Source organism: Corynebacterium haematomassiliense (assembly GCF_013978595.1).
GTDB classification, from domain to species: domain Bacteria; phylum Actinomycetota; class Actinomycetes; order Mycobacteriales; family Mycobacteriaceae; genus Corynebacterium; species Corynebacterium lehmanniae.
This window is the reverse complement of the sequence record NZ_JACDTZ010000002.1, coordinates 428,377-450,903: the sequence shown is the minus strand read 5'-3', so window position 1 is coordinate 450,903 and position 22,527 is coordinate 428,377. Positions and strand designations below refer to the sequence as shown.

Annotated in this window: 19 protein-coding genes, 2 rRNA genes and 1 other RNA gene; 4 read left to right on the top strand and 18 right to left on the bottom strand. The window is 62.0% G+C overall.

Features of this window, described 5'->3' with window-relative positions; genetic code table 11:
- Positions 1-32 precede the first annotated feature (32 nt).
- From H0193_RS11530 to H0193_RS11495, 8 genes are all read right to left on the bottom strand, one after another.
- Positions 33-3,119 (bottom strand): 23S ribosomal RNA (locus H0193_RS11530).
- Positions 3,120-3,519: 400 nt separating this feature from the next.
- Positions 3,520-5,036: ribosomal RNA gene (locus H0193_RS11525) — 16S ribosomal RNA — on the bottom strand.
- Together the 16S and 23S rRNA genes form the textbook arrangement of a ribosomal RNA operon.
- A gap of 583 nt (positions 5,037-5,619) precedes the next feature.
- A complete protein-coding gene (locus H0193_RS11520; protein WP_181890022.1) occupies positions 5,620-6,375 on the bottom strand; it encodes an ATP-binding cassette domain-containing protein in 756 nt (251 codons plus the stop codon).
- Positions 6,372-7,385, bottom strand: a complete 1,014-nt coding sequence (locus H0193_RS11515; RefSeq protein ID WP_181890021.1) for an iron chelate uptake ABC transporter family permease subunit — start codon at positions 7,383-7,385, stop codon at positions 6,372-6,374. Before H0193_RS11515 ends, H0193_RS11520 begins: the two co-directional genes overlap by 4 nt.
- Entirely contained in the window at positions 7,378-8,352 is a 975-nt protein-coding gene (locus H0193_RS11510; protein ID WP_181890020.1) for an ABC transporter permease, read from the bottom strand. The genes H0193_RS11515 and H0193_RS11510 overlap by 8 nt, the downstream gene beginning before the upstream one ends.
- A gap of 10 nt (positions 8,353-8,362) precedes the next feature.
- Positions 8,363-9,400, bottom strand: a complete 1,038-nt coding sequence (locus H0193_RS11505; protein WP_181890019.1) for an ABC transporter substrate-binding protein — start codon at positions 9,398-9,400, stop codon at positions 8,363-8,365.
- A gap of 85 nt (positions 9,401-9,485) precedes the next feature.
- Complete coding sequence (locus H0193_RS11500; protein ID WP_181890018.1) at positions 9,486-10,706, bottom strand: acetyl-CoA C-acetyltransferase; 1,221 nt, start codon at positions 10,704-10,706, stop codon at positions 9,486-9,488.
- Entirely contained in the window at positions 10,703-11,488 is a 786-nt protein-coding gene (locus H0193_RS11495; protein ID WP_181890017.1) for an IclR family transcriptional regulator domain-containing protein, read from the bottom strand. The genes H0193_RS11500 and H0193_RS11495 overlap by 4 nt, the downstream gene beginning before the upstream one ends.
- A gap of 75 nt (positions 11,489-11,563) precedes the next feature.
- Here H0193_RS11495 and H0193_RS11490 point away from each other — a divergent pair, with 75 nt between their 5' ends.
- Together H0193_RS11490 and H0193_RS11485 are read left to right on the top strand one after the other, a co-directional pair.
- Positions 11,564-12,307, top strand: a complete 744-nt coding sequence (locus tag H0193_RS11490; protein ID WP_181890016.1) for a CoA transferase subunit A — start codon at positions 11,564-11,566, stop codon at positions 12,305-12,307.
- The gene (locus H0193_RS11485) at positions 12,307-12,945 is read left to right on the top strand and encodes a CoA transferase subunit B (RefSeq protein WP_181890015.1); all 639 of its coding nucleotides are present in this window, start codon (positions 12,307-12,309) and stop codon (positions 12,943-12,945) included. The genes H0193_RS11490 and H0193_RS11485 overlap by 1 nt, the downstream gene beginning before the upstream one ends.
- A 75-nt stretch (positions 12,946-13,020) precedes the next feature.
- Here the strand turns inward: H0193_RS11485 and H0193_RS11480 are convergent, their stop codons facing one another.
- The 4 genes from H0193_RS11480 to H0193_RS11465 all read right to left on the bottom strand — a co-directional run bounded on the left by H0193_RS11480 (position 13,021) and on the right by H0193_RS11465 (position 15,127).
- Positions 13,021-13,626, bottom strand: coding sequence for an META domain-containing protein (locus H0193_RS11480; protein ID WP_181890014.1), 606 nt, complete (start codon positions 13,624-13,626; stop codon positions 13,021-13,023).
- A 171-nt stretch (positions 13,627-13,797) separates the two neighbouring features.
- Entirely contained in the window at positions 13,798-14,355 is a 558-nt protein-coding gene (locus H0193_RS11475; protein ID WP_181890013.1) for an META domain-containing protein, read from the bottom strand.
- 105 nt (positions 14,356-14,460) lie between these two features.
- The gene (locus tag H0193_RS11470) at positions 14,461-14,829 is read right to left on the bottom strand and encodes a hypothetical protein (RefSeq protein WP_181890012.1); all 369 of its coding nucleotides are present in this window, start codon (positions 14,827-14,829) and stop codon (positions 14,461-14,463) included.
- Between the two features lie 4 nt (positions 14,830-14,833).
- Positions 14,834-15,127, bottom strand: a complete 294-nt coding sequence (locus H0193_RS11465; protein WP_181890011.1) for a hypothetical protein — start codon at positions 15,125-15,127, stop codon at positions 14,834-14,836.
- A 231-nt stretch (positions 15,128-15,358) separates the two neighbouring features.
- On the opposite strand from H0193_RS11465, the gene H0193_RS11460 reads away from it, so the two are divergent.
- Complete coding sequence (locus H0193_RS11460) at positions 15,359-16,426, top strand: LLM class flavin-dependent oxidoreductase (RefSeq protein ID WP_181890010.1); 1,068 nt, start codon at positions 15,359-15,361, stop codon at positions 16,424-16,426.
- 114 nt (positions 16,427-16,540) lie between these two features.
- Complete coding sequence (gene rhuM / locus H0193_RS11455; RefSeq protein WP_181890009.1) at positions 16,541-17,608, top strand: RhuM family protein; 1,068 nt, start codon at positions 16,541-16,543, stop codon at positions 17,606-17,608.
- Positions 17,609-17,657: 49 nt separating this feature from the next.
- On the opposite strand, the gene ssrA is transcribed toward rhuM, so the two are convergent.
- The 6 genes from ssrA to H0193_RS11425 all read right to left on the bottom strand — a co-directional run bounded on the left by ssrA (position 17,658) and on the right by H0193_RS11425 (position 22,491).
- Positions 17,658-18,049, bottom strand: a transfer-messenger RNA (tmRNA) gene (gene ssrA / locus H0193_RS11450).
- Between the two features lie 64 nt (positions 18,050-18,113).
- Complete coding sequence (locus H0193_RS11445; RefSeq protein WP_181890008.1) at positions 18,114-18,764, bottom strand: SDR family oxidoreductase; 651 nt, start codon at positions 18,762-18,764, stop codon at positions 18,114-18,116.
- Positions 18,765-18,784: 20 nt separating this feature from the next.
- Positions 18,785-19,282 carry an SsrA-binding protein SmpB gene (gene smpB, locus H0193_RS11440; protein WP_063937186.1) on the bottom strand — a complete coding sequence of 166 codons (498 nt, stop codon included), beginning with the start codon at positions 19,280-19,282 and terminating at the stop codon, positions 18,785-18,787.
- Positions 19,283-19,298: 16 nt separating this feature from the next.
- The gene (ftsX, locus tag H0193_RS11435; protein WP_181890007.1) at positions 19,299-20,201 is read right to left on the bottom strand and encodes a permease-like cell division protein FtsX; all 903 of its coding nucleotides are present in this window, start codon (positions 20,199-20,201) and stop codon (positions 19,299-19,301) included.
- A 2-nt stretch (positions 20,202-20,203) separates the two neighbouring features.
- Complete coding sequence (gene ftsE / locus H0193_RS11430) at positions 20,204-20,896, bottom strand: cell division ATP-binding protein FtsE (protein ID WP_181890006.1); 693 nt, start codon at positions 20,894-20,896, stop codon at positions 20,204-20,206.
- Positions 20,897-21,117: 221 nt separating this feature from the next.
- Positions 21,118-22,491, bottom strand: coding sequence for an NAD-dependent succinate-semialdehyde dehydrogenase (locus tag H0193_RS11425; RefSeq protein WP_181890005.1), 1,374 nt, complete (start codon positions 22,489-22,491; stop codon positions 21,118-21,120).
- Positions 22,492-22,527: the final 36 nt, after the last annotated feature.

Below are 22,527 nucleotides of genomic sequence, written 5' to 3'. Positions count from 1 at the left end.
TTCGCGGTGTTCACACATCATCTGATTGCGTGTGGCGTGTGTTTATTGGTGTATTAGTACCGGTCGCCTCCACACATTACTGTGCTTCCAGGTCCGGCCTATCAACCCAGTCGTCTTCTGGGAACCTCAAATGAAACCTCATCTTAAAACAGGCTTCCCGCTTAGATGCTTTCAGCGGTTATCCCTTCCGTACGTAGCCAACCAGCCGTGCTCCTGGCGGAACAACTGGCACACTAGAGGTACGTCCGTCCCGGTCCTCTCGTACTAGGGACAGCCTTCTTCAAGTTTCAACGCGCGCGGCGGATAGAGACCGAACTGTCTCACGACGTTCTGAACCCAGCTCGCGTGCCGCTTTAATGGGCGAACAGCCCAACCCTTGGGACCTACTCCAGCCCCAGGATGCGACGAGCCGACATCGAGGTGCCAAACCATCCCGTCGATATGGACTCTTGGGGAAGATCAGCCTGTTATCCCCGGGGTACCTTTTATCCGTTGAGCGACACCACATCCACAAGTAGGTGCCGGATCACTAGTCCCGACTTTCGTCCCTGCTCGACTAGTCAGTCTCGCAGTCAAGCTCCCTTGTGCACTTACACTCTGAACACCTGATTGCCAACCAGGCTGAGGGAACCTTTGGGCGCCTCCGTTACATTTTGGGAGGCAACCGCCCCAGTTAAACTACCCACCAGGCACTGTCCCCAACCCAGATCATGGGCCAAGGTTAGATATCCACTACGGTCAGAGTGGTATTTCAACAACGACTCCACACACACTAGCGTGCATGCATCAACGTCTCCCACCTATCCTACACAAACCGCACCGAATGCCAATACCAAGCTATAGTGAAGGTCCCGGGGTCTTTTCGTCCTGCCGCGCGAAACGAGCATCTTTACTCGTACTGCAATTTCACCGGGCCTGTGGTTGAGACAGCAGGGGAGTCGTTACGCCATTCGTGCAGGTCGGAACTTACCCGACAAGGAATTTCGCTACCTTAGGATGGTTATAGTTACCACCGCCGTTTACTGGGGCTTAAATTCTCCGCTTCGGACATGACGTCCTAACAGGTCCTCTTAACCTTCCAGCACCGGGCAGGCGTCAGTCCGTATACATCAACTTAACCGTCTTCGCACGGACCTGTGTTTTTGATAAACAGTCGCTCCCCTCTCTTCTCTGCGACCCACACCAGCTGCCGCACGTGAAGTGCTTGACTAGTGCGGGTCCCCCTTCTCCCGAAGTTACGGGGGCATTTTGCCGAGTTCCTTAACCACAGTTCACCCGCTCGCCTGAGTATTTTCTACCTGACCACCTGTGTCGGTTATGGGTACGGGCCGTATACGCACATCGCTAGAGGCTTTTCTCGGCAGTCCAGGATCACCAACATCACCCAAGCAAGGGCTACGCATCACGCCTCACACAAAAAACACCAGGATTTACCGTGGTGTCGTGCCACACGCTTGCACCGCAATCCAATCAGCGGCTCGGCTACCTCACTGCGTCACCCCATCACTGACCTACAACGGATCAGGCCCCACGCATCACCACCAACCAACCATCCCGAAGGATGGCAACGGTCGGCGGGTCAGGGTGGTTAGTATCACCGCTTCGATACTGGGCGCGCATATACGGGTACGGGAATATCAACCCGTTAACCATCGACTACGCCTGTCGGCCTCGCCTTAGGACCCGACTCACCCTGGGAAGACGAACTTGACCCAGGAACCCTTAGTCATCCGGCGGGCAAGATTCTCACTTGCCATTCGTTACTCATGCCTGCATTCTCACTCGCATGCAGTCCACCGCTCCTTCCGGTACGGCTTCACCCCACACACGACGCTCCCCTACCCAAACAAAAATGTTTGCCGCGGCTTCGGCGGTGTGCTTGAGCCCCACTACATTGTCGGCGCGGAACCACTCGACCAGTGAGCTATTACGCACTCTTTCAAGGATGGCTGCTTCTAAGCCAACCTCCTGGCTGTCTTCGCGATCCCACATCCTTTTCCACTTAGCACACCCTTAGGGGCCTTAACCGGCGATCTGGGCTGTTTCCCTCTCGACTATGAAGCTTATCCCCCACAGTCTCACTGCAATGCACCACTATAAACCGGTATTCGGAGTTTGGCTGACGTCGCTAAGATGATAGTCCCGCTCAACCAACCAGTAGCTCTACCTCCGGCAAGCTCACATCACGCTGCACCTAAATGCATTTCGGGGAGAACCAGCTATCACGGAGTTTGATTGGCCTTTCACCCCTACCCACAGCTCATCCCCTCAGTTTTCAACCTAAGTGGGTTCGCGCCTCCACAACCTCTTACAGCTGCTTCACACTGGCCATGGGTAGATCACCCCGCTTCGGGTCCAGGACATGCCACTACAAACACCCTATTCGGATTCGCTTTCGCTACGACTACCCCACATAACGGGTTAACCTCGCGACATGCCGCTGACTCGCAGGCTCATTCTTCAAAAGGCACGCCATCACACACAAAAAAGTGCTCTGACGGATTGTAAGCGCATGGTTTCAGGAACTCTTTCACTCCCCTCCCGGGGTACTTTTCACCATTCCCTCACGGTACTTAATTCACTATCGGTCACACTGAGTATTTAGGCTTACCGGGTGGTCCCGGCAGATTCACAGCAGATTCCACGAGCCCGCTGCTACTCGGGGAAAACACAAACCACACAACCACACACACCTTCACGTACAGGACTTTTCACCTACTCCGGCGCACCATCCCAGATGCTTCCGCTGATATGTGCGCATTGCGCGTGCAGTTGACAGCCTGCACCATTTGCGCCCCACAACACCGCACACGCAACCCCTGCCAGGTATCACACGCACACGGTTTAGCCTCATCCGCTATCGCTCGCCACTACACACGGAATCACAATTGTTTTCTTCTCCTACGGGTACTGAGATGTTTCACTTCCCCGCGTCAACCCCCACACAGACTATGTATTCACCTGCGGGTAACACCACACAACTGGTGCTGGGTTTCCCCATTCGGACATCCTCGGATCAACGCTTTGTTGGCAACTCCCCGAGGCATAACGCAGCCTCACACGTCCTTCATCGGCTCAGCATGCCAAGGCATCCACCATACGCCCGTAACAAAACACACGGACACACAAACAATCAAGGTACAAACACCAAAACACAAAAAAGAAAGATACTCGCGTCCACTATACAGTTCTCACACAACACAACCCCCACACACAACCAACCACAACCAAGCAGCCAGCCGACATGAGGGCCCAACAGGAACAACCTTGTGCTGCCCCAGACACCCAACAGTGCACCAACGCATAATCTTTTGTCACGCAAACCGGTGTGACCACCAACCAACACCATGTGAGCACAACCCTTCACAGGCCAGACGCACCACCATCCAGACGATGCCACCATGACCTTGAAGGTGTGTCTCCACCCGGCAAAATACTTCCGTGGCAGTCGCACACTCGGCGACTCAACCACACAACCAATGACCCACAACTGCGGGCACACAAATAAAAGCTCCTTAGAAAGGAGGTGATCCAGCCGCACCTTCCGGTACGGCTACCTTGTTACGACTTCGTCCCAATCGCCGATCCCACCTTCGACAGCTCCCATGACAGGCCACTGGCTTCGGGTGTTACCAACTTTCATGACGTGACGGGCGGTGTGTACAAGGCCCGGGAACGTATTCACCGCAGCGTTGCTGATCTGCGATTACTAGCGACTCCGACTTCATGGGGTCGAGTTGCAGACCCCAATCCGAACTACGACCGGCTTTACAGCGATTAGCTCACCCTCACAGGCTCGCAGACGCGTTGTACCGACCATTGTAGCATGTGTGAAGCCCTGGACATAAGGGGCATGATGATTTGACGTCATCCCCACCTTCCTCCGAGTTAACCCCGGCAGTCTCTCACGAGTCCCCACCATAACGTGCTGGCAACATAAGACAAGGGTTGCGCTCGTTGCGGGACTTAACCCAACATCTCACGACACGAGCTGACGACAACCATGCACCACCTGTACACCAACCACAAAGGGAAACCGTATCTCTACGGCGATCTGGTGTATGTCAAGCCCAGGTAAGGTTCTTCGCGTTGCATCGAATTAATCCACATGCTCCGCCGCTTGTGCGGGCCCCCGTCAATTCCTTTGAGTTTTAGCCTTGCGGCCGTACTCCCCAGGCGGGGCGCTTAATGCGTTAGCTACGGCACGAACCCCGTGGAAGGGACTCACACCTAGCGCCCACCGTTTACGGCATGGACTACCAGGGTATCTAATCCTGTTCGCTACCCATGCTTTCGCTCCTCAGCGTCAGTTACTGCCCAGAGACCTGCCTTCGCCATCGGTGTTCCTCCTGATATCTGCGCATTCCACCGCTACACCAGGAATTCCAGTCTCCCCTACAGCACTCAAGTTATGCCCGTATCGCCTGCAGTCCCGCAGTTAAGCTGCGGGCTTACACAAACGACGCGACAAACCACCTACGAGCTCTTTACGCCCAGTAATTCCGGACAACGCTCGCACCCTACGTATTACCGCGGCTGCTGGCACGTAGTTAGCCGGTGCTTCTTCTCCAGGTACCGTCACATAACGCTTCGTCCCTAGCGAAAGGAGTTTACAACCCGAAGGCCGTCATCCCCCACGCGGCGTCGCTGCATCAGGCTTGCGCCCATTGTGCAATATTCCCCACTGCTGCCTCCCGTAGGAGTCTGGGCCGTATCTCAGTCCCAATGTGGCCGTACACCCTCTCAGGCCGGCTACCCGTCGACGCCTTGGTAGGCCATTACCCCACCAACAAGCTGATAGGCCGCGAGCTCATCCCACACCGAAAAACTTTCCACAATGGCATCCAAACCATCGTCCTATCCGGTATTAGACCCAGTTTCCCAGGCTTATCCCGAAGTGCAGGGCAGATCACCCACGTGTTACTCACCCGTTCGCCACTCGAGTACCCCTGCAAGCAGGAGCCTTTCCGTTCGACTTGCATGTGTTAAGCACGCCGCCAGCGTTCATCCTGAGCCAGGATCAAACTCTCCACAAAAACGTTTCAGCAGAAACAGGCCGTGAAAAGCCCAAACCCAACCAAAAACAAACCAACCAACACAAAGTGCTGGACTGGCAAAATCCAAAAATTACAAAGGTTCAACAACCAACCCCCAACCCGACGGGGCACAAAGGAGGCTGGCCAAAAAAATACGTGAAACATGTTCAACCACACCCCACGCACACCGAACCAAACAGATGACGCGATCCATCATTGGAATTCAACCACGCCACCACCGGCACACACCCAAACAAAAGGCGCACACCACACAGTGCACAAAACGAGGCAGGCAAACACACCCACGCAACAAAAGTACATTGGCACACTATCGAGTTCTCAAACAACACCAGCACACCCACCAACCAGAACCAAAAACGATCCCAGCCGGAAAAAGCGGCTTCGTCAGAAGCTACACAACCAACCAACCAAAAGTCAAACTCACGTTAAACCCCGGTTAACCAGAACGTAACCCCTATTCACTTAAACCATTCCCTCCAAGCGGCCGAACCGCTCGGAAGCAACGGATGGATATATAACCACGAAGCCAAAACGCACACAAATCAGCAGCGCAGCCGCCCTTTTAGTGGTACGCAGCAATCGGCCCATGCGGGCCATCGATCACTTGCACCGGGGTATTGAAGATCTCGGTGAGCAAGTCGTCGCGCATGATCTCCTCCACGGTGCCGAAGGCGAAGACCTGCCCGTCCTTCGCTGCGCAGATGTAGTCCGCGTAACGGGCCGCGAAATTGATGTCGTGCAGCACGATGACGATGGTCCGGCCGAATTCGCGGGCCGCGGAGTGCAGGTGCTGCATCATTTCCACGGAGTGGGAGATGTCCAGGTTGTTCAGGGGCTCGTCGAGAAGCACGTAGTCCGTTTCCTGGCAAAGCACCATGGCGACGTATGCGCGCTGGCGCTGGCCGCCGGAAAGCTGGTCCAGGTAGCGGTGCTCGAGTTCGCGCAGGCCGAAGAAGTCGATGTAGCGGGAGATGATCTCCTCATCCGCCTCGGTCAGGCGTCCGCCCGAGTACGGGAAGCGGCCGAAGCCCACGAGCTGCCGCACGGTCAGGCGCGTGACAAAGTGGTTTTCCTGCCGCAGGATGGAGACCACTTTGGCCAGGTCCTTCGGGTTGGAGGAGGTAACGTCCATTTGCCCGATGTGCACGGAGCCGGAATCCAGCGCCAAGAGCCTGCCGATCATGGTCAGAAGCGTCGACTTGCCGGCGCCGTTCGGCCCCACCAACGCGGTGATGCCGCCCGCCGGGATTTGCAGCGAGACCGGCCCGATGGCGGTGTCGTCGCCGTAGGCCTTGCTCACCTCGTTGAGCTCGATCACAGTCTCCCCTTCCGTAGGACAACGATGAGGAACGTCAGGCCGCCGACCAGCTCGATGATGATGGAAACGACGCCCTGGGCGTAGAAGATGTGGTTCATGATGAAGTACGCGCCCGCCAGGATGCAGTAGCCGAGCAACGCCGCCATGGGGAACACGTAGCGGTGGTCGTAGGTGTCCGCGAACTGGTACGCAAGTGTGGCCACCAGGAACCCGAGGAAGGTCATCGGTCCGACGAGCGCGGTGGACACCGCCATCAGAACCGAGACCAGCACGAGGGTGTACACCGCGTGCTTCTTGTGGTTCACGCCCAAGTTCACGGCCACGTCGCGGCCCAGGCTGAGCACGTTGAGACGTCGCGAGTTCACGTACATCAACCCGGCAGCCACCAGCACCAGCGGCACGGCCAGCGGGTAGTAGGCCGGGTCCGCGTTGTTCACTGAGCCGAACAGCCGGGCGGTGAGCAGGTCGAACTCGCTGGGCGTGAGCAGACGCTGCATGAACGTCGACACGCTGCCCAGTCCCCCGCCGAGCACGATGCCGACGAGCAGCATGGCGTGCATGTTCGGGTTGTCACCGGCGAGCAGCCACGTGTACAGGATCAAACTCAGCCCCACCATGAGCACGAGCTGGACCACGAACATCTCCAGCGTGCGGGCGTTATTCAGCCCCGCGGCGCCGAGGAAGTACACGGTTGAGGTGTGAATGGCCACGTACAGCGACTCGAACCCCATGATGGACGGGGTGATGATGCGGTTGTTGGTCACCGTCTGGAATGCCACTGTCGCCACGGCCTGGCAGACCGCCACCACCGCCATCGCAATGACGGAGTTCATGCGGCGCTCCGCGATCAGCCAGTAGCCGCGGGTGCCGAACTCCATGGGGTTTCCCCACGACAGCAGGCCTGCGGTGAACAGCAGCGCGGCCACCACCAGCGCGCCTACAACGAGCCAGTAGCGCCGTTTGCTTTTCGACGTTTGGAACGCCCCGACCTCGCGCATTACCTCACGCATTCTTACCCCGCCTCACAATCAACGCGATAAACACGGCGGCGCCAACCACGCCGAGGATCACGGACACCGGCATCTCGAACGGCGCGATGACGATGCGTCCGAGCAGGTCGCACAGTGTGACCACCCCGATGCCGGTGAGGCAGACCCAGGGCAGGTTGGACCGGAGGTCGTCGCCACGCAGCATGCTCACGATGTTGGGGACGATGAGCCCGAGGAATGGGAGGTTGCCCACGACAACCGTGACCACGCCGGTGGCCACCGCGACGAGGCTGGTGCCCACGAGCACGATGCGGTTGTAGTTCAGGCCGATGTTGGTGGCGATGTCCTCGCCCAAACCGGCGGCGGTGAGGCGGTCGGCGTAGAAGAACACGGCGACGACCACGAGCAGCACGACCCAGAGGATCTCGTACTGGCCGGCGATCACGCTGGTGAACGAGCCGGCGAACCAAACCCCGAGCGACTGCAACAGGTCAGTCTGCAGCGCGATGAAGGTGGACACCGCGCTGACCACCGCGCCGAGCATGATGCCAACGATGGGCACCACCAGGCTGGAGCGCAACGTCACGCGCCGCAGGAACGCGAAGAACACCATGGTGCCGATGAAGGCGGCGCCGACGGCGAGCAGCATGCGCGTCATCACGGAGCCGTCCGGGAACAGCAAAAACGACGCGAGCAGCCCCAGCCCGGCCCACTCGGTGGTGCCGGTGGTGGTGGGTTCGACGAAGCGGTTCTGGGTGAGCATCTGCATGATCAGCCCGCTCATCGCCATCGCCGCACCCGCGAGCACCAGCGCGATCGTGCGCGGCACGCGGGTGGCGCGGAACATTTCCCAGCCGTCCTCGGTGCCCAGGATGTCGTACTGCCCCACCATCAGCGACGCGGTAAGCAGGGCTAAAACAAGGACGACCCCCGCCCCGAGCTTCCAGTCCAGAAGCTTGGGGCGGGTGGTGGTCGTTGTATCAGTCATCGAAGACAGACTACTTGGCGGCCTCGAGCTGCTCGGAGATCTGGTTGAGAATCTCGGTGTAGGTGTAGATGGACTCGTTGGTGTAGGTGTCCGCCGGGGCGACGTAGACGTGGCCGTCCTTCACTGCGGTGACGTTCTTCAGCGGTGCGGAGTCGTTGATCACGGACAGCGCCTCCGGGGAGTCGGTGATGGACTTCACGCCTGCGTCGCGGTCCAGCACAAGCAGCCAGTCAGGGTTGGCGCTGGCGATGGCCTCGACTGAGATGTCGTCGCCCTGGTGGTCGTCGGAAGCGTTCGCCACCTCGAGCGCCGGGGTGAAACCAATCAGGTCGAACAGCGGGCCCCACACGCGGCCCACGCCCGGGGCGACGTAGCCGATCTCGCCGCCGGAGACGTTCAGCGCCATGACCTTCTGTTCCGGGGCGTAGGCGTTGCGGGCGCGCTGGACAGCCTCGGTAAACTCCTGAACTGCCTGCTCTGCCTCGGCCTGCTTGCCAAAGACATCGCCCAGCTCCAGGGTCTGGCGGATCAGCTCGCGGTCGAACGGCTCGCCGTCGCGCGGCTCGAAGTCCAGCAGCGTGGCGTCCGGGACCAGCTTTTCAATGTCCTGGTCGAACTGCTCGAAGCGCTGGCCGGAGACGATTACGTCCGGATCGGCGGCGACGATGGCCTCCAGGTTCGGCTCGCGGTGGTTGCCGATGTCGATGATGTCCTCGTCGTCCGCGATGCCCGGAATCGAGTTGGGCACAAGCTGACGCGCCGCGGCGACCGGCTTAATGCCCCAGGAATCCAGCAGCTCGAAGGAGCGGTTATCCAGGGCGACCACGCGCTTCGGCGGGCTGGGCACGGTCTTCTCGCCGTAGTTGTCGGTGACGGTCACAGTGCCGTCGGAAGCATCATTGCTTGTCGACGCCCCTCCGGTCGCCGCCGTTTCCGAACCAGCGGCGGCATCCGTGCTGGTTTCAGTCTCCGGGGTGGAGCACGCGCCCAGTGTGAGGGCACCGGCGGCCGCGAGGGCGATGAGAGAGGTACGCGAGAAACGGGTCACGGTCGTCCTTCCGTTCAGTTCATAAGGTAAGGGTTACCTGACCCACCTTAGGCTAACCAAACTTCGGCGCCAAACCCGCCCCACTCTAAGCCCTCTCAATTACCGCGGCAAGGCCCTGACCACCGCCGATGCACATGGTCACCAGCGCGCGCTGGGCGTCGGTACGGCGCATCCGATGCGCGGCGGTGACGACCATGCGCGCGCCGGTCGCACCCACCGGGTGGCCCAGCGAGATGCCGGAGCCCACCGGGTTCACGCGCGGGTCGTCCTCGGAGATACCCCACGCGTCCAGCACCGCGAGCGCCTGGGCGGCAAACGCCTCGTTCAGCTCGATCAGGTCGATGTCGTCGAAGGTCAGGCCGAGGCGGTCGAACCCCTTTGTCGTGGCGTCGACAGGCCCGATGCCCATGGTCTCCGGCGCCACGCCCGCCACGGCCCAGCCGCGCAGCACGGCGTAGGGGTCCAGGCCCAGCTCCTCGGCCTTGGCGCGGGTGGTCACGATCATCGCGGCGGCCCCGTCGTTCTGTCCCGAGGCGTTGCCGGCGGTCACCGTGGCACCCTCCAGGGACTTGCCCATCACCGGCCGCAGCTTCGCCAGTGACTCCTCGGAGGTGCCGGGGCGAATGTGCTCGTCCTTGTCCACCACCACCGGGTCACCCTTGCGCTGCGGCACCGACACCGGCACGATCTCCGCGTCAAAATCGCCGGCCTCCTGCGCCGCCGCCGCGCGCGCGTGCGACGCCACCGCCAGCTTGTCCTGGCGTCCGCGCTCGATGGAGTACTCCTCGCGCAGGTTCTCCGCGGTCTCAATCATTCCGCCCGGGATCGGGTGGTGCTTGCCGCCCGCCTGCTCGCGGCCTTCCTGCAGGCGGTCCTTCAGCTCCATGGTTCCGCCCTTCGCGCCCCAGCGGATCTTGCCGTCCACGGTGTACTCGGTGTTGGACATGGATTCCGCGCCGCCGGCGACAATCAGGTCGGCGGCACCGGCGGCCACGTGCGCCGCGGCGGTGGCGATCGCTTGCAGCCCGGAGCCGCAGCGGCGGTCCAGCTGCATGCCGGGCACGTCCACGCCCAGTTCCGCGTCGAGTCCGACGACGCGCCCCAGCGCGGGTGCCGCACCGTTCGGCGAGGCCTGGCCAAGGATGATGTCGTCAATCACCTCGCCGGAGATCCCGGCATCCTCGATCACGGCCTTGACCACGGTCTCGGCCAGCTCCTGCACCGGCACGCCGACGAATGCGCCGCCGTAGCGCCCCACCGCGGTGCGTTTGGGGTTGCAGATGACAATATCTTTCGGGTCGCTCATGATTTCTCCTTCAGAGTGGTTGTTTGCAGGTCGCGCTCGATCGCGCTCGCCGTCGCCTTAAGCGGGGGCAGCAGCTTATCGACGACCTCCCGGCGCCCCACGGCCCCTGCATGGGCCGACACGTTCACCGAAGCGACGACCTTGCCGTCGCTGCCGCGGACCGGGCACGCCACGGAGCGCAGGCCCAGCTCGAGTTCTTGGTCGACGATGCAGTAGCCCTGCCTTTGGGCGTCGATAAGCAATTGCCTGAGCGCATCCTCGCTGGTGACCGTCTCAGGCGTGATGGGCTCGAGTGCGGTGTCGGCCAGATAGACGTCGAGCTGCGCGGATGGGAGATCGGCGAGCAGCACGCGGCCCATCGACGTCGCGTAAGCAGGAAAGCGCGTGCCGATGGTGATGTTGACGCTCATGATGCGGTTCGCGGCGGCGCGGGCGACGTAGACGACGTCGGAGCCGTCGAGGACGGTGAGCGAGCACGATTCGTTGAGCGTGCGCGACAGACCATCCAAATGCGGCTGCGCGATCGCCGGAAGCCCCAGGCTGGACAGGTACGAAAAGCCCAGCTCAAGAGTCTTCGGGGTGAGCCAGAAAACCGTGCCGTCGCTGGAGGCGTACCCCTCCGCAACGAGCGTGTGCAGGAACCGGCGCACCGTCGCACGCGGAAGGCCCGTGGATTCTGCGACCTGGGCAAGCGTTTGGCGCGGGCGGGCGCCGCTAAACGCTCGGATGACCGCCAGACCCCGAGTGAGGCTCTGTACGAGTTGCACATCACTACCAGACATGCGTGTGATCCTAGTCGATTTAGGTTCGCTTTGTGAACCCTTGTGCAGTAACCGAACAACAGTTACTATGCGCACATGATTAACAAGGTGGTTTCTTCAGCGGAGGAGGCGGTCGCCGACATCCCGGACGGCGCCTCCATCGCCGTGGGCGGCTTCGGGCTGGTGGGCATCCCCGCCCGGCTCATCGACGCCCTGCGCGCCCAAGGTGCCGGCGATCTCACGATCATTTCCAACAACCTGGGCACAGACGGCTTCGGCCTTGGCCTGCTGCTGGCGGACAAGCGGATCTCCCGCTCCATCGGCTCCTACCTGGGCACAAACAAGGAGTACGCGCGCCAGTACTTAGAGGGTGAGCTCACCGTCGAGTTCACCCCGCAGGGCACCCTGGCAGAACGCTTGCGCGCCGGCGGCGCAGGCATCCCCGCGTTCTACACCAAAGCCGGCGTGGGCACCCCGCTGGCCACCGGGGAAATCCCCACCCGCTACAACCCGGATGGCACCATCGCCGAGTACTCCCGCCCGAAGGAACTGCGCGAGTTCAACGGCGAGCAGTACGTCATGGAAACCGCGCTGACACCGGATTTCGCATTCGTGCACGCGCACAAAGCGGACCGCTTTGGCAACCTCGTCTTCTCCAAAACCGCGCAGAACTTCAACCCCGACGCTGCCGTGGCCGGCAAGATCACGATCGTGCAGGCGGAGGAAGTGGTGGACGAGATCCCCGCGGCCGAGGTGAACCTGCCCGGCATCTACGTCGACCGCGTGGTGGAAGTAGGCCCGCAGGAGACCGGAATCGAATTTAGGACGGTGAGTGAGTAATGGCTTGGACCAGGCAAGAAATGGCCGCGCGTGCAGCCCAGGAGCTGGAAAACGGCCAGTACGTCAACCTGGGCATCGGCATGCCCACCCTCATCCCGGGCTACCTTCCCAAGGACGTGGAGGTGGTGCTCCACTCCGAAAACGGCATCCTCGGCGTGGGCCCCTACCCCACCGACGACGCCGTCGACCCGGAGCTGATTAACGCCGGCAAGGAAACCATCACGGTGGCGCCGGGCGGGTCCTTCTTCGGCTCCTCGACGTCGTTTGGCATGATCCGCTCCCGCGCCATCGACGTCGCCGTGCTCGGCGCCATGGAGGTCTCCCAGTACGGCGACCTGGCCAACTGGATGATCCCGGGCAAGATGGTCAAGGGCATGGGCGGCGCGATGGACCTGGTGCACGGCGCCAAGAAGGTCATCCTGCTCATGGAGCACACCACGAAGAAGGGCGCCTCGAAGGTCCTGCCGGAGTGCCGCCTGCCGCTGACTGGCGCGAAGTGCGTGGACCAGATCATCACCAACCTGGCCGTGTTCACCGTGGACGAGAAGCAGGGCCTGACCCTGACGGAGGTCGCGCCTGGCGAGACCGTCGAGTCCGTCCGCGAGGCCACCGAGGCCCCGTTCGAGGTTGCCGTGTAAGGCGCACCCTTAAGACAACGCGAAAGCCCCAGACCGCCGTTGCGGCCTGGGGCTTTCGCGTTGCTCGGGCAGAAGTTACTGGTAGTCGCGGCCGTGCATCTTTTGGAGCTCAATGCCGTGGCCCTGGCCCGACAGGAACAGGGTGGACGCGTCGAGCTGGAACAGCTGCGGGTTGGTCTGCAGGACCATCTTCAGGTCGTCGGCGTCCTTCTGCGCACCCGGCTCGCACGCCATCTTGGTCTCAGTGAAGTCGCTGAGGTGCAGCGCACCGGTGTTGTCGATCTGGTACTTGGCGGTGCCGGAGTTGCAGCCGTCGTTCAAGTGGAGCACACCGTTCTCGCGGAAGTCCAGGGTGATGGCGGTGTTCTTCTTTGCCTGCAGCGTGGTGTCCAGCGCAGCGGTGAGGCGATCATCCGTGAGGTGGTCCGCACCTTCCGGGATCTGCTGGATCAACTCGGAGCCAGCCGGGTTCTCCGGTGCTGGCGCCGGGGCCGGTGCGGGTGCGGGTGTGCCGCCGAGGCCACCGAACAGGTTCGAGCTCATCTGCACGAACTGGTCGATGCTGGGGGCTTCGGGACGCTCCTGGGCGTCGGCAGTTCCGACGCCCAAGAGGCCGCCGGTGAGCGCGACGGCTGCGGTCGCTGTGGACAATTTCCTTAGGGTCTTGGTTGAAGTAACCATGGCCCACACGCTACCGAGCGCTTCCAGACGAACAAGGGGCTCAAAGGAACTTCAACGCAACTCCAAACTTGTGTTGACCCAGCGCATAGATTTGACACACCCAATGGTTGCGCCAAGAAAACCAAAAACCCGCTGCTCAGGTGGGAGCAGCGGGGGCGCAAGTGGCGTCGACTAGTTTGCAGCAACCTTGGAGAATTCGATGGCCTTGCCCTGGGCCGCGAGCGCGATGGTCTCGTCGTCGAAGCGGTACACCGACGGGTTCGAACGCAGAATCGACTTCAGTTCGTCCGCCTTGTTCATTTTGGTCGGGTCGCACAGGCGCTGCGTCTCGGCGATGGTCCCAACCTTCACGGCACCGGTGCCGTCGATGGAGTACCCGGCGCTGCCAGCGTTGCAACCGTCGAAGAAGGACAGCTTGCCGTCCGGTCCGAAAGTGACCGTCATCGAAGCGTCGCCCTTCACCGGAAGCGGCCCCTGCAGAGCAGCCTTCGCCTTCTCTGCCGGCAACGGCTTCGCACCCTCCGGCAGGTTCTTCAGCAGCATGTGAGTACCACCCTTGTTAATCACGGAACCGCTAAAGGCAGACCAACCCATCTGCGTCCAGCCCTCGATGTCGGCCGGGCCGTTGGAAGACATCTGCGCATTGGCGGTGCCTACACCGAAAAAGCCGCCGGCGAGGGCGGCGAGGGCAGTTGCTGCGGACAACGTCTTTACAGTCTTGGAGGTCATGAGCGCCAACCTACCTGGCTTTTCGCGGCACTCAAGGACTTCTACGAAGCTTTTACGCAACCTGGACGCTGCTTTAACTCAACGGCCAGCGAGCGCTAGGGCGGCTTAGAAAAACACCACTTCGTCGCGCTCCAGCCACGCTCCCCTGCCGCTTTCAGAGTCCCAACAGGTCACGCCGGTCTCCTCCACCGCGCACACGAACGGTCCGTGATTGACTACCTCGCCGTATTGCACGACCTCCGCGGATTCGCTGCCCGCGGGCCACACGGAGTCGTCGTAAAGCGGTGGCTCAGTTTGCTCGCGCGGGTAGCCGCCGAGGATCTCCATCATCCATCGCGGCGTTCCTAGCTCACCGATGCCGAATTGCTCGCTTTCCATGAAGGACTTCACGCCGCAGTCGAACATCGGCTCGTCCGCTAGGTTCATCATGCAGCCGATGTTGCCGGACGGGGTGACAAACAGCGCGTTCTGCACGGGACTATCGCCGATGCTCTTGATCGTCCGGGATGGGACGCGCGTTGTCTGGGACGGGGCCGCCGGCGCCCGGGTACGCCAGCGGGGCGTCGGGGATGCCGCTTTGCCTATCGACGTGCTCCGCCTCCCCCGCCGCATCCTGCTTTGCCTGCTTCGTCGGCTCTTCCTCTGCTTTTGGTGCCTCGGTCGCCTCCGGCGCTTCCACGGTTTCGGTCACCGTCACCTGCTCCGGCGCGCCGCTGCAGCCCGCGACCAGGAAGGTCGTGGCAGTAAGGGCTGCGATGGCGTTGCGGTTCATGCCACCGGAGGCTAAGGCCCAATTATTCGGTGCCGATTTGCACAGGCGTAAAAGTTCCTGTCGGCCTCCATCCTGCAAACCCCGAGTAAGCCCTCCCGAGTATGCGCGATTTTGGGCCGTAATAGGGGTCCTTCGCTCGGGGTTTGTGATGCGGTCTGCCTGAGACCGTGACAATCTGCGGGTGAGGTACTACCCTGATTGTTGATACGTCACCAAAAGGAGTGTTTACCAATGAAGGCATTCGGTTTCTTGAGCTTCGGGCACTACGCCTTCGGCGGCCAGCGCGGCCCGTCCGCAGAGAAGATCGCCAAGATCCACCTGGAGATCGCCCAGGCCGCCGACGAGATCGGCGTGAACAACGCGTCCTTCCGCGTCCACCACTTCGTGCCGCAGGCCTCCGCACCAATGCCGCTGCTGGGCGCAGTCGCCGCCACCACCAAGCACATCGAGGTGGGCACCGGCGTGATCGACATGCGCTACGAAAACCCGCTCTACCTCGCCGAAGAGGCCGCCTCCCTGTACCAGCTCTCCGGCGGGCGCGTGGCCCTGGGTGTCTCCCGCGGCGCCCCGGAGGTTGCCGAGCGCGGCTGGGAGGCCTTCGGCTACAAGGGCGAAACCCCCAACGGCGCGGACGTGGCGCGCGCACACCTGGAGACCTTCATGGCCGCGGTGGACGGCAACGGCTTCGCCATCGCAGCGCCGCTGGAGCGGCAGTACCCCAACATGTTCCAGCCCGGCTCCGCCCTGCCGGTCTTTCCCATGGCGCCCGAGCTGCGCAAGCACATCTTCTACGGCTCCGGCACCCACACTTCGGCCGAGCAAACCGCCAAGGACGGGCTGAACCTGATGTCGTCCACCCTGGTCTCCGAGACCACCGCCGAGACCCTGGGCGAGATCCAGGCGGACCAGATCAACCGCTACCGCGCAGCCTGGAAGGAAGCGGGCCACGACTGGACCCCGCGCGTGTCCGTGTCCCGCTCCATCTTCCCCATCGTCGACGGCGCAGACATGCAGCGCTTCGGCATGCAGGCCTCCGGCTCCGACCAGGTTGGGATGCTGCCTGACGTGGGCGCTTCCACCTTCGGCCGCACCTACGCCGCCGAGCCGGACAAACTCATCGAGCAGCTCAAGGCCGACCCGGCCGTCATGGCCGCCGACACGCTGCTGATCACCATCCCCACCGGCATGGGCGTGGACGTCAACGTGAAGATCCTGGAAAACTTCGCCACCCACGTCGCCCCCGCGCTGGGCTGGCAGCCGAACACCGAGGGCCCGGTCACCGGCTACTCGATCGACTAAGTCCCGGGCCTCGGCGGCAGTGACTACCATGACGGCCGATAAGGACAATCCTCGTTTCTACCGACGCCCCTACCACTGACCGCCGAAAGCTCTCCTCCAAGGACCCAAAACGTAATGAAGGACCCAAGCGCACCCCTCACGACGCACACCGACTCCACCGGCGAGTTCGTCATCTACAACACGGAGGACGGACGGACCAAAGTCCAATTACGCCTCATTGAGGGCTCAGTCTGGATGACCCAGGCCGAAATGTCAGAGCTTTTCGATATCAGCCGTTCCAGTGTTAGCGAGCACCTTAAATCTATCTTCAACACTGGCGAACTTAACCGTGATGAAGTTGTTCGGAAATTCCGAAAGGAGCCAGGTCACGCAGGGTATGGACGCACCTTAGAGCATTACAATCTCGACACCATCATGGCCGTCGGTTTCCGCGTACGTGGCCCTCGCGGCAACCAGTTCCGCACTTGGGCAACTACCGTCCTCAAGGAATATCTTGTTAAAGGCTTCGCCCTAAACGACGAGAAGCTGAAAGACCCCCTCGGCGCGGACTATTTTGACGAGCTCCTCGCACGCATCCGGGATATCCGCTCCAGCGAGGCGCGACTCTACCTCGAGCTGCGCAACATCATTGCCCTCGCTGATGACTACGACGCCAGCAGCAAAACCACTCACCGCCTGTTCGCGAAGATCCAGGACAAGCTCCACTACGCCATCACTGGCAACACGGCAGCCGAGATCATCGCGACGCGCTGCGACCCGTCTGCTGACAATCTCGGTCTGACCAACTGGAAGGGCGAAGTGGTCCGCAAAGGTGACGTGACCACTGCGAAGAACTACCTCACTGATGATGAACTGCGCCGGCTGAACTACCTCGTGTCTGGTTTCCTGAACTATGCCCAGGACCAAGCCGAACGCCGCAAGGTTGTCCACATGTCGGACTGGCTGACCAAAGCAGACCAGTTCATCGAGTTCAACGACTACGAACCGCTAAACGACCACGGTCGCATTTCGCGAAAGGACGCGGACAAGCTCGCCGAGGACCGCTACGGTCTCTATGACCAGGGGCGCAAAGAAATCGAGTTCCGCGAAGCAGACCGCAGCCTCGTCGAGGCACTTCAAGAAGCGGATCGGAAACTGATCTCCCAAAGAAAACGTCTCCAGCCACGCAGAAAATCTGACTGAGCCACAAAACGGAAGAAGCGGACGTTCTACCTTGTAAAACGTCCGCTTTCGGTGGAGCCGCCGGGAATTGAACCCGGGTCCTTCATCACCGCGCCAGGGCTTCTCCGTGCGCAGTTCGCACGTTGTCTCTCATCGACCCTCCGGATCAGGCGAACATGTCCGGATGACGGGCCCAGTCAGTGAAAGGTGTCCCTTCCAAGGCCCCACTGACAGAGCCGGAAGGCAAGTCCCCTGAGTCGACGCCAGGTACCGGGTCGGGGACATCCCCGGCCTGACGGACACGCAGGTCGCTGAACCTTTCTATTTAGGCAGCGAGGGCGTAGTCACGCTGAGAGTTCTTCTCTGCGTTTATTAGTTACAGCGACGCTTACGGTGGTCTCCTGCCTGCACCGGCACGCTTCCCCTGGCTAAGTAGATGAAGTCGAAACCAGAATCGACCCCTTCAACTACGAAGAAACGTAGGAGATGGAACTTTACCGCACGCGCCCAAGATGCACAAGAGGCTTTACGACGTAAACGCCGGACGCACCCGGAGGAACTCCACGACGGCGTCCGGTCCGGCGTCGACAGCGAGGCGCGCCGCCTTGGCCACCTCGTCGGCCGCCATCTTGGGCTGGTCGTTGCTGCCGGCGAGCATGTCGGTGTCGGTGCGCCCCGGGTGCAGGGAGGTCACGCGCACCTTGCCGGCCTCCTCCTGCGCCAGGGATTCGGTGAAGCCGCGCAGGGCGAATTTGGACGCGCAGTAGGCGGAGTTTTCGGCCATGCCGTGGAATCCGGCGCCGGAGTTGATGGTGATGATCAGGCCGGAGGAGCGTCGCAAAGCGGGAAGCAACGCGCGGGTGAGCGTGACGGGGGCGAAGAGGTTGACCTCCATCATCTCGCGCCACTTGTCGTCGGTGAGCTCTTCGAGCGGGCCGCCATCCATCACGCCGGCGGCGAGGACGAGCACGTCCAGCTCCTCGATCTTGGCAGCCGCCTCCAAAATCGCGTCGGTGTCGGTGAGGTCCGCCTCGAACGGCTCCGCGCTGGGCAGGGCCGAGACGATGTCGGAGGCGTCCTTCGACGCGCCGGCGTAAACGTGGTGGTCCTTGCCTAGGTCCTCAGCGATGGCGCGGCCGATGCCGCGGGATGCTCCAGTAATCAGTGCCTTCTTCATAGGCACCCACCGTAGCGAAATTAGGCCTTGATGCCCTTGAGCTTGCGGCCCAGATCGCGGGTGATCTCGCGGTCCTCGGTGCGGCGCTTGATGTCGCGGCGCTTGTCGTAGTCCTGCTTACCCTGCGCAAGCCCCAGCTCGACCTTCGCGCGGCCGTCCTTGAGGTAGAGCGACAGCGGGATCAGGGTGCGGTTGCCGTCGCGGACCTTGCCCTCCAGCGAGTCGATCTCGCGGCGGTGCAAAAGCAGCTTGCGGGTGCGGCGCGGCGGGTGGTTGGTCCAGTGGCCGCGGGAGTACTCCGGGATGTGCATGTTGCGCAGCCAGACCTCGCCGTTGTCGATGGTGGCGAATGCCTCCACCAGCGACACCTTGCCCTCGCGCAGCGCCTTGATTTCGGTGCCCTGCAGCACCAGGCCGCACTCCCAGGTGTCCAAGATGTGGTAGTCATGGCGAGCTTTCCGGTTGGTGGCAAGCACACCGGTGTTGGAAAGCTTCTGCTTCTTGTTCTTCTTGGACATAAGAGCGCCAAGTGTACTACTTGCGCACGTAAGAGCGAAGCGCCACCTGCGCGGCCAGCCCGCCGAGCACCATGGCGACCAGGCCCACCAGCGGCATGACCACCCACACGGTGCTGTCCGGCACGCGCGCGATGAGCTGGTTGGCGTAGAGGTCCCCCAACAGCGGGTCCACGATGAGCTGCTTGCCGGCCCACACGCCGACGGTGGCTAGCACCGCGCCGATGAGCACGGACAGCACCGCCTCCAGCACGAACGGCGCCTGGGTGAACCAGCGCGAGGCGCCCACCATGCGCATGATGCCGATCTGCTCGCGACGGTTGTAGGCGGCCAGCTGCACCATGTTGGAGATGAGGAACACCGCAGCCAGCGCCTGCGCCGCAGCCACGGCGAACGCCACGTTGCGGAAGGTGTTCAGCGTCCCGGCCGCCGAGCGCACGGTGTCCGCCTGGTCGGAGATGACCTCCACCTGCTCCATGTCGCGGATCTTGTCCAGCGGCGAGGTGTCGGTCGGGTCCGCCAGGCGCACGTGCAGCGCGGCCGGCAGGGCGTCTGGGGCGGTCTCGCGCACCAGCTCCGGCTCGGACTCCTGGAACAGTTCCTTGAATCGCTCGTAGGACTGCTCGCGGGAGCGGAAGGTCACCTGCTCCACGCGGTCGTCCGCCTGCAGGGTGTCGCGGACCTGCTTGCAGCGGTCCGAGGAGCAGTCCTGGTCGTTAGCGGAGATGTCCTCGTCCAGCTCCACCATCACCTCGACGCGGTCTAAGTACAGGTCCTTCGTCTGCGTAGTGGCTTTGGAAATCAGCACGCCGGTGCCCACCAGCACCAGCGACAGCGCGGTGGTGATGATCAGCGCGATGGTCATGGTGAGGTTGCGGCCCAGGCCCTTGACACCCTCACGGAAAATAAACTCCCAGTTCACGGCTACCTCCTCACGTCCCCGTACACGCCGTTTTCCTCGTCGCGCACGATCTTGCCCAGCTGCAGCTCAACCACGCGTTTGCGCATCTCGTCCACCGCTCGCGCGTTGTGCGTGGACATGATCACTGTGGTGCCCATGCGGTTAATGCGTGCGAGCAAGGCCATGATTTCGTCGGCGGTGCCGGGGTCGAGGTTGCCCGTCGGTTCGTCGCAAAGCATGAGCTTTGGCTTATCGACGAAAGCTCTCGCAATAGCCACGCGCTGCTGCTCACCACCGGACAGCTCCCGCGGCATGCGGTTGGCTTTGGCGCCGAGTCCGACGAGCTCGAGCGCGTCAGGGACGAGTTTGGCGATGCGGTTTTTCGGCTTGCCGATGACCTCGAGCGCGAACGCGACGTTGTCGTAGACACTCAAGTTCGGCAGCAGACGGAAGTCCTGGAACACGTAGCCGATGGACTGGCGCAGCTTGTTCACCTGCTTGCCGCCCAGGGCGTTGACGTGGAAGTCGTTGAAGAAGATGTCGCCCGAAGAGACGTTTTCTTCGCGGATCAAAAGCTGCAGGAAGGTGGACTTGCCGGAGCCGGACGCGCCGATGAGGAACACGAACTCACCGTCGGGGATGTCGAGCGTGACGTCGTCGAGCGCGGGGCGCGTGGACGTCGGGTACGCCTTGGTCACATGGTCGAATCGGATCACGCGACACACCTTACCTGTTACTGATGTGACTGTAGTGGTGGTTGGCGGCGGGCCGGCAGACGAGGACGCGCGCCCCAAGACACATCGCGGCGGAATCTGTCAGACGGACCCCATCGCCCCAGGTCGATGCAAGAGGCTGCCGCAATCTGTCAGGAGCCGGCCCCATGGGAAATCCCACCTGCAAAACAGGTGGGATTGCCCGGCGCCGTTAAGGCAGCGTCTTAGTCGTTGACGTAGAGGTACTGCTTGTTCACAAACTCGTCGAGCGCGAACACGGACAGCTCGCGGCCGAAGCCGGAGCGCTTCACGCCGCCGAACGGCAGGACTGCAGAGAAGTACTGGCCGAGGTTGACGTGGATCATGCCAGTGTCGATCTGGTCCGCGACCTTGATGGCGCGCTCAGTGTCGTCGGAGAAGACCGCGCCGCCGAGGCCCTGGTAGGAGTTGTTGGCCAGCTCCACGGCCTCTTCCTCGGAAGCTACCTTGTAGATCTCCGCGACCGGGCCGAAGAACTCCTCGTAGTAGACGTCGGAGCCGACCGGCAGATCGGTCAGCACCGCCGGGGAGTAGTAGGCGGAGTTGTCCTCCAGCTCTCCGCCAGTGCGCAGCTTCGCACCCTTCTCCACAGCGCGCTTGACCTGGTCATCCAGCAGCTCTGCCGCGCGACGGGAGGACATCGGGTAGTACTCATTTTCGCCCGGGTTGGACGGATCGCCCTTCTTGTAGCCCTCGGCGATTGCCACCATCTCGTTCACGAACTGGTCGTAGATGTCCTCCATGACGATGATGCGCTTGTTGGAGGTGCAGGCCTGGCCGGCGTTGTGCACGCGCTTGTCCCACGCCTCCTGGGCGGCGGCCTTGACGTCGGCGGCGTCGAGGATGACGTACGGGTCGGTGCCGCCGAGCTCGAGCACGACCTTCTTCAGGTTCTTGCCCGCGGTCTCGGCGACCTTGGCGCCGGCGCGCTCGGAGCCGGTGAGCGAGACGCCCTGGACGCGCGGGTCCGCGATGATGGTCTCGATCTGCTCGTGGGTGGCGTAGACGTTGATGTACACACCGTCCGGCAGGCCGGCGTCCTTGAGCACCTGCTCGAAGGCGGCAGCGGACTTCGGGGTGATCTCGGCGTGCTTGAGGATGATGCAGTTGCCGTTCATCAGGTTCGGACCGGCGAAACGCGCGATCTGGTAGATCGGGTAGTTCCACGGCATGATGCCGAGCAGCGTGCCCAGCGGCAGGCGGCGCACGACAGCCTTGCCGCCCGGGACGTCGACCTTTTTGTCGGCGGAGTGCTCGGCGGCGTTATCTGCGTAGAACTGCAGGATGTCGCCGGAGAAGTTCATCTCCCACTCGCCCTCCGGAATGGGCTTGCCCATCTCTTCGGCGGCGATCTGCGCCAGCTCGTTTGCGCGCTCCTTGAGCAGCTGCGCTGCCTTGCCGACGATCTCCGCCCGCTCCTCGTAGGAGGTGTTGCGCCAGGTCTTGAACGCTTCCTCGGAGCGGTTTAGGATGTCCTGGATCTCCTGGTCGGTGGCGAATTCGAAGGTCTCCACGACCTCGTTGGTCACGGGGTTCTGCACGCGGTACTGGTTGGACATTGTGTTCCTTTCGGGGTTCGGTTTATATCGGTTGTG